Source organism: Streptomyces sp. NK15101 (assembly GCF_020400725.1).
Classification (GTDB): Bacteria; Actinomycetota; Actinomycetes; order Streptomycetales; family Streptomycetaceae; genus Streptomyces.
Genome location: NZ_JAINVG010000024.1, coordinates 87,232 through 94,012 on the forward strand (window position 1 = coordinate 87,232; position 6,781 = coordinate 94,012).

Genomic DNA, 6,781 nt, shown 5'->3' on the forward strand with positions numbered 1-6,781 from the left:
TGCTTCACCCAGGTCCGGAAAGGGCCCTCTCCCTGTGATGACTCGCACCCGGCTGAGCGCGCTGGCCACGACGGCCGCCCTCGCCGCCTCCGGCGGTCTGCTCACCGCCACCCCGGCCGCAGCGGCCGTCACCTGCGCCTCCCCCCTGTGGAAGGCGGAGTACTACGCCAACGCCACCCTCACCGGCACCCCGAAGCTGACCGCCTGCGACAGCGCCATCGCCGAGAACTACGGCCTCGGCGACCCGGCCGGCGTCACCCTCCCCAAGGACAACTTCTCCGTCCGCTGGTCGGTGACCCGGGACTTCGGCTCCGGCGGCCCCTTCTCCTTCGCCGCCGAGACCCAGGACGGCATCCGCGTCTACCTCGACGGCGTCCGGAAGATCGACCTCTGGAAGAACGTCACCACCACCCAGAAGAAGACGGTCAACCTCACGGTCCCGTCCGGCCGGCACACCCTCCGCGTCGACTACGCGGCGTGGACGGGCACGGCGAACGTCAAGTTCGCCTACGGGCCCGTCACTTCGGCCACCCTCGACAAGGTCCGCCCGCTCGCGCCGACCGGCGCGACCGTCGCGTACGACAGGACCCTGAACAAGGCCACCCTGAAGTGGGCGCCCAACAAGGAGATGGACCTCGCCGGCTACCGCGTCTACCGGCGGCCGAGCACCTCCACCACCTGGACGAAGATCAGCAGCGCCACCGCGCTCGTCACGTCCGCCTCGTACGTGAACTACCCGCCGCCGACCGGCCAGACCCACCTCTACGAGGTCCGCGCCGTCGACAAGGCCGGCAACGAGTCCGCCGGCTCCGCCGACCTCACCGTCGTTTCGGTCGACCGGACCCCGACCGCCGCCCCGGCGGGCGTCACCGCCACCGACGGCGCCACCGGCGTCGTCCTGGCCTGGCAGCCGGTCACGGGCGCCGTGAAGTACACCGTGCACCGGCAGCGCACCGGCACCGCCGACCCCGTCGCCCAGGTCGCGACCGGCGTCACCGCCACCACCTGGAAGGACGCCGCCGCCGCCGAGCGGACCGGCTACACGTACTGGGTCTCGGCCGTCGACGCCGCCGGCAACACCTCGGCCCGCACCGCCGTCACCGCCACGCACGACGACTACACGGCCCCCGCCCCGGTCGCCGGCCTCAAGGCGACCCCGCGCGAGGACGGCGTACTCCTGGAATGGACGCCGAACACCGAGCCCGACGTCAAGCTGTACGAGATCTACAAGGCCGTGCAGATGGACGACGGCGACGGCAACCTCGTCTGGGTCGCCCACCGCGTCGAGTACCTGACGTCCATCGCCTCGTCCTACCTCCACGAAAGCGCGGCGGACGGCGAGCACGTGCTCTACGGCGTGGTCGCCATCGACACCGCGAACAACCAGATCTACTTCGACGACCCGAACCTGAACTGGGTCGAGATCACCGAACTCGGCACGCCCGAAACCGAGTAGCACCCACCGCTACCGCAGCACCCAGGCGGCGGCCTCCTCCGGGGTCGCCGCCACCGGGACGCCCTCCGGGACCGGGGGGCGGCGGACGACCACGACCGGAAGGCCCGCCTCGCGGGCCGCCGTCAGTTTCGGTGAGGTCGCCGCGCCGCCGCTGTCCTTCGTCACCACCACGTCGATCCGCCGGCGGGCCAGGATCTCCCGCTCGCCGTCCAGCGTGAAGGGGCCCCGGTCGAGGAGGACCTCGGTGCGGGCCGGCATCGGGGCGTCCGGGGCGTCCACCGAGCGGACCAGGAACCACTGCGGGCAGGCGGCGAAGGCCGCCAGGCCCATGCGGCCGGTCGTCAGGAACACCCGGTCGCCCAGGCCGTCCAGGGCCCCGGCCGCCTCCTCCAGGGACGCGACCGGGTGCCAGTCGTCGCCGTCGACGGGGACCCAGCCCGGGCGGCGCAGGGCCAGCAGGGGAACATGGGCGGTGGCGGCCGCCCGGGCCGCGTTGAAGCTGATCCGCTCGGCGAAGGGATGGGTGGCGTCGATGACCGCGTCCACGGCGTGCCCCGCCGTCCACTCCACGAGACCCTCGACGCCCCCGAACCCGCCGATCCGGACCTCGCCCACCGGCAGCCGGGGGCTCGCCACCCGGCCCGCGAGGGAACTGGTGACCCGGACCCGGCCGTGCAGCAGTCCGGCGAGGGCGCGGGCCTCGGTGGTCCCGCCGAGAATGAGTACGTGCACAGGAGCCCCTTCGTGACTTCAGGCGGCGGGCGTGAGGCCCAACTCAAGCACACCGGCCTCCGCCCGGGATGGACGACCGGTGCCTGTGCGACGGCGGCGACCACCGCCGCGTACACCGCGCTGCTCACCGGCGACTTCCCGGACCCGGTGACGATCACGCTCCCGAAGGGCCAGACGCCGTCCTTCGCGCTGACCGCGGAGTCCCTGACGGCCGGTGCCGCCATGGCCGCCGTGGTCAAGGACGCGGGCGACGACCCGGACGTCACCCACGGCGCCGTGATCCGCTCGACGGTGCGGCTCCTGCCGCCCGGCTCCGGCGTCGTCTTCCGCGCGGGCCCCGGCGTCGGCACCGTCACCCTGCCGGGCCTCCCCCTGGAGGTCGGCGAACCCGCGATCAACCCCGTGCCCCGGCAGCTGATGCGCGAGCACGTCGCCGCCGTCGCCGCCGCGCACGGCGCTCCCGGCGACGTCGAGATCACCGTCTCCGTCGACAACGGCGCCGAGATCGCCCGCTCCACCTGGAACCCCCGCATCGGCATCCTCGGCGGCCTGTCGATCCTCGGCACGACCGGCGTCGTCGTCCCGTACTCCTGCTCCGCCTGGATCGACTCCATCCGCCGGGGCGTCGACGTGGCCCGCGCCGGCGGCCTCACCCACGTCGCCGGCTGCACCGGCTCCACCTCCGAGCGGACCGTCACCGGGATATACGACCTGCCGGAGATCGCGCTCCTCGACATGGGCGACTTCGCGGGCGCCGTCCTCAAGTACATCCGCCGCCACCCCGTCGACCGGCTCACGATCTGCGGCGGCTTCGCCAAGCTCTCCAAGCTGGCCGCGGGACACCTGGACCTCCACTCGGCCCGCTCGCAGGTCGACAAGGGGTTCCTCGCCGAGCTCGCCCGCACGGGCGGCGCCTCCGAGGCCCTCGCCGCCGAGATCACGGCCGCCAACACGGGCCTCGCCGCCCTCCGCCTCTGCGAGGCCGCGGGCGTGCCCCTGGGCGACCTCGTCGCCGCCCGCGCCCGCGACGAGTCCCTCGCGGTCCTGCGGGGCGCCCCGGTCACGGTGGACGTGATCTGCATCGACCGGGCGGGGGCCGTGGTGGGGCGGTCGGCGCCGGCCGGGCCCTGAGCTGGCCGGGTCCTCATATGCGCGCGACAGGCCGTGCGGCGGCCGCCGAGAATCCCGGGATGACCGACTTCTCGCACAAGCCCACCCTCACCGGCGACCGCGTGGTCCTGCGCCCCGTCACCGAAGCGGACGTGCCCGCGCTGCTGCCGCTGTTCGAGGACCCGGAGGTCACCCGGCTCACCGGCAGCCACACGTCCTTCGACGAGGCGGCCCTGGTGCGGTGGTACGGCTCGCGCGGCGCGCGGGACGACCGGCTCGACCTCGCCGTGGTCGAGCGGGCGACCGGCCGGGTCGTCGGCGAGGCCGTCCTCAGCGAATGGGACCCGGACAACGAGAGCTGCGCCTTCCGGATCGCCTTCGTCCCGGACGCCGTCGGCCGGGGCCTCGGCTCGGAGGCGACCCGCCTGGTCGTCGGCCACGGCTTCGAGGCGCTCGGCCTCTACCGGATCCGGCTGGAGGTCTACGCCTTCAACCCCCGCGCCCGCCGCGCCTACGAGAAGGCCGGCTTCCGGGCGGAGGGCGTCCTGCGGGGCGCACTCCTCTGGGAGGGGGAGCGGGTGGACGCGACGGTGATGTCGGTGATCGCGCCGGAGTGGGGCGGGGCCCGTCAGACGGTCGGGTAGCCGATCTCCGCGATGTCCTCGGCCAGGTCGGCGAGGGTCACCTCGGGGTTGAGGGCCGCCACGAGCTCCGGGGTCAGGGGCCGCAGGGCCAGGACGTGGCGGACGGCTTCGACGTCGACCCGGGTCTCGTAGTAGTCCGAGGCCCACTCGGCGTACGCCTCCGCCGAGCGGTCCGTCAGCAGGCGGAGGAGGCGGACGGAGCCGTCCGGGTCCTCGCGGCCGTCCAGGTCCGGGAACTCGACCGGGCCCGTCCGCCACTCCGTGTCCGTGGTCCCGCGCCACAGACAGGCGGTGGTCACGTGCACCCCGTCCTCGTCCGTGAACGCCGGCTCCGTCAGGTACTCCCGGAAGGCCTCGGGGACCCCGTCGAGCACCCCGGGCCAGGTCCGCCCGTCCGCGAGCGGCCCGAAGGGGCTCAGCGGCGACTCGTGGTCGAAGACGCGCGCGAACGCCCCCGCCGGGGAGAGGACGATCGTGTACTCGTCGCCCGATCCGTCCTTCATCGACGCCAGCTGCTCGGTCTCCGACCAGTGCGCGTCGAAGGAGTAGTACCGGCTCTCCCACTCCGGGCTCAGGACGGCGTCCAGCATCGCGAGTCCCCGTGAGTGGTCGCGCAGTTCCTCGATGCCCGGCAGCGCCCGGGCCACGTCGTAGACGGTCACGGGACCATTCAAGACCGTGGCACCGACATGCGGCACTCCGGCCCCGCTCCTAGGCTGGCCACGGCAGAGTTCCCCGTTCCCCGAGCGAGAGGGAGTCCCATGGCGAAGCGCGGCAACAAGAAGCGGGCCCGCAAGAAGAAGAAGGCGAACCACGGCAAGCGGCCCAACGCCTGAGGCGCCGGACCGCGGTCGGGACCGTCAGCAGGCGTGGCGGTCCCGCGCCGGGTCGTACAGGTGGCTGTCGCGGAACTCCGACGCCGCCAGCGTGCGGCCCACGATGATGACGGCCGTCCTGGTGATGCCCGCCGCCTTCACCTGCTCCGCGATGTCCTCCAGGGTGCCCCGCAGGACCACCTCGTCCGGGCGGCTGGCCATCGCGACGACGGCGGCCGGGCAGTCGGCGCCGTAGTGGGGGACGAGCTCGGCGACGATCCGGTCGACGTAGCGGGCGCCGAGGTGGAGGACCAGCAGGGCGCCGCTGCGGCCCAGGGTCTCCAGGTCCTCGCCCTCCGGCATCGGCGTGGCCTGCTGGGCGATGCGGGTGAGGATCACCGTCTGGCCGACGGTCGGGACCGTCAGCTCCCGCTTCAGCGCCGCCGCGGCCGCCGCGAAGGCCGGGACGCCGGGCACGACCTCGTACGGGATGCCGGCCGCGTCCAGGCGGCGCATCTGCTCGGCCATGGCGCTGAAGACCGACGGGTCGCCGGAGTGCAGCCGGGCCACGTCCAGGCCGGCCTCGTGGGCGGCGGTGATCTCGGCGACGATCTGGTCGAGGTCCATCTTCGCCGTGTCGACGAGCTTCGCGTCCGGCGGGCACTCGGCGAGCAGCTCGGTGGGGACGAGGGAGCCGGCGTAGAGGCAGACCCCGCACCCGGCGAGGGTCCGCGCGCCGCGCACGGTGATCAGGTCGGCCGCGCCGGGGCCCGCGCCGATGAAGTAGACGGTCATTGCTCTGTTGAACCCTTCGTTACGGACCACTGGGTGACGGGCATGGCCTGGCGCCAGCCGGTGAAGCCGCCCACGGGCACGGCGGTGGAGACGGCGAGCCGGATCAGTTCGCCGCCGTGGCGGCCGTACCACCGGGCGAGCAGCGCCTCGGACTCCAGCGTCACGGTGTTGGCGACGAGCCGGCCGCCGGGCGGTAGGGCCTCCCAGCAGGTGTCGAGCAGGCCGGGGGCGGTGAGGCCGCCGCCGATGAAGACCGCGTCGGGGGTGGGCAGGCCGGTGAGGGAGGCGGGGGCGGGGCCGGTGACGACGCGCAGGCCCGGTACGCCGAGGGCGTCGGCGTTGCGGGTGATGCGGGCGGCCCGTTCGGGGGACTTCTCGACGGCGATCGCCCGGCAGGAGCGGTGGGTCCGCATCCATTCGACGCCGATGGAGCCGGAGCCGCCGCCGACGTCCCAGAGGAGTTCGCCGGGGGCGGGGGCGAGGGCGGCGAGGGTGGCGGCGCGCACGTACCGCTTGGTGAGCTGGCCGTCGTGCTCGTACGCCTCGTCGGGGAGTCCGGGCACGGCGCCGAGCCGGAGGACGCCCGGGTCGCGGGCGCAGTCGAGGGCGAGGACGTTGAGGGGGTCGGTGCGCCCGTGCGGCCAGTCGGCGGCGGTCCCGTCGAGGAGCCGCTCGGCGGGGCCGCCGAGCTGTTCGAGGACGCGGATGCGGGTGCCGCCCCAGCCGGTGGTGCGCAGCAGTTCCGCGACCCGCGCGGCCGTGTCGGCGCCTTCGCTGAGCACGAGCAGGCGGCGGCCCTCGTGCAGGGCGGCGGAGAGCGCGGCGAGCGGCCTGGCGACGACGGAGAGGGTCTCGACGGCTTCGAGGGGCCAGCCGAGCCGGGCGCAGGCGTACGAGACGGAGGACGGGTGGGGGTGGATGCGGAGGCGGTCGGGGCCGGTGGTCTCCGCGAGGGTGCGGGCGATGCCGTAGAAGGAGGGGTCGCCGCTGGCGAGGACGGCGACGGCGCGGCCCTCGTGGGCGGCGAGCAGTCCGGGGACGGCGGGGCGGAGGGGGGAGGGCCAGGCGATCCGCTCGCCGGGGCAGTCGTCCTCCGGGAGGAGGCCGAGCTGGCGGGGGGCGCCGAGCAGGACCTCGGCGGCGCGCAGGGCGCGGCGGGCGGGCTCCGGGGGGCCCCCCCCCCCCGCGCCCGCGCGCGGGCGGCGCCCCCCGGCCGCCCCCCCCAGCGG

Annotated in this window: 8 protein-coding genes; 4 read left to right on the top strand and 4 right to left on the bottom strand. The window is 74.7% G+C overall.

Annotated features, from left to right (window positions below; translation table 11 throughout):
- The first annotated feature begins 37 nt into the window (after window positions 1-37).
- On the top strand, window positions 38-1,456 hold the full coding sequence (locus K7G60_RS38865; RefSeq protein ID WP_263985938.1) for a fibronectin type III domain-containing protein: 1,419 nt from the start codon (window positions 38-40) through the stop codon (window positions 1,454-1,456).
- 9 nt (window positions 1,457-1,465) lie between these two features.
- On the opposite strand, the gene K7G60_RS15770 is transcribed toward K7G60_RS38865, so the two are convergent.
- The gene (locus K7G60_RS15770) at window positions 1,466-2,188 is read right to left on the bottom strand and encodes a cobalt-precorrin-6A reductase (RefSeq protein WP_225801533.1); all 723 of its coding nucleotides are present in this window, start codon (window positions 2,186-2,188) and stop codon (window positions 1,466-1,468) included.
- Between the two features lie 12 nt (window positions 2,189-2,200).
- Here K7G60_RS15770 and K7G60_RS15775 point away from each other — a divergent pair, with 12 nt between their 5' ends.
- Together K7G60_RS15775 and K7G60_RS15780 are read left to right on the top strand one after the other, a co-directional pair.
- The gene (locus K7G60_RS15775) at window positions 2,201-3,319 is read left to right on the top strand and encodes a cobalt-precorrin-5B (C(1))-methyltransferase (RefSeq protein ID WP_225801534.1); all 1,119 of its coding nucleotides are present in this window, start codon (window positions 2,201-2,203) and stop codon (window positions 3,317-3,319) included.
- Window positions 3,320-3,378: 59 nt separating this feature from the next.
- On the top strand, window positions 3,379-3,942 hold the full coding sequence (locus K7G60_RS15780) for a GNAT family N-acetyltransferase (protein ID WP_225801535.1): 564 nt from the start codon (window positions 3,379-3,381) through the stop codon (window positions 3,940-3,942).
- Here the strand turns inward: K7G60_RS15780 and K7G60_RS15785 are convergent.
- Window positions 3,927-4,604 carry a hypothetical protein gene (locus K7G60_RS15785; protein ID WP_225801536.1) on the bottom strand — a complete coding sequence of 226 codons (678 nt, stop codon included), beginning with the start codon at window positions 4,602-4,604 and terminating at the stop codon, window positions 3,927-3,929. The genes K7G60_RS15780 and K7G60_RS15785 overlap by 16 nt on opposite strands.
- Before the next feature lie 99 nt (window positions 4,605-4,703).
- Between K7G60_RS15785 and K7G60_RS39400 the strand changes: the two genes are divergently transcribed.
- Entirely contained in the window at window positions 4,704-4,778 is a 75-nt protein-coding gene (locus K7G60_RS39400; protein WP_099895366.1) for a 50S ribosomal protein bL37, read from the top strand.
- 24 nt (window positions 4,779-4,802) lie between these two features.
- Here K7G60_RS39400 and cobM read toward each other — a convergent pair whose 3' ends face one another.
- Together cobM and cbiE are read right to left on the bottom strand one after the other, a co-directional pair.
- A complete protein-coding gene (gene cobM / locus K7G60_RS15790; protein WP_225801537.1) occupies window positions 4,803-5,552 on the bottom strand; it encodes a precorrin-4 C(11)-methyltransferase in 750 nt (249 codons plus the stop codon).
- Window positions 5,549-6,778 carry a precorrin-6y C5,15-methyltransferase (decarboxylating) subunit CbiE gene (gene cbiE / locus K7G60_RS15795; RefSeq protein WP_225801541.1) on the bottom strand — a complete coding sequence of 410 codons (1,230 nt, stop codon included), beginning with the start codon at window positions 6,776-6,778 and terminating at the stop codon, window positions 5,549-5,551. The genes cobM and cbiE overlap by 4 nt, the downstream gene beginning before the upstream one ends.
- Window positions 6,779-6,781: the final 3 nt, after the last annotated feature.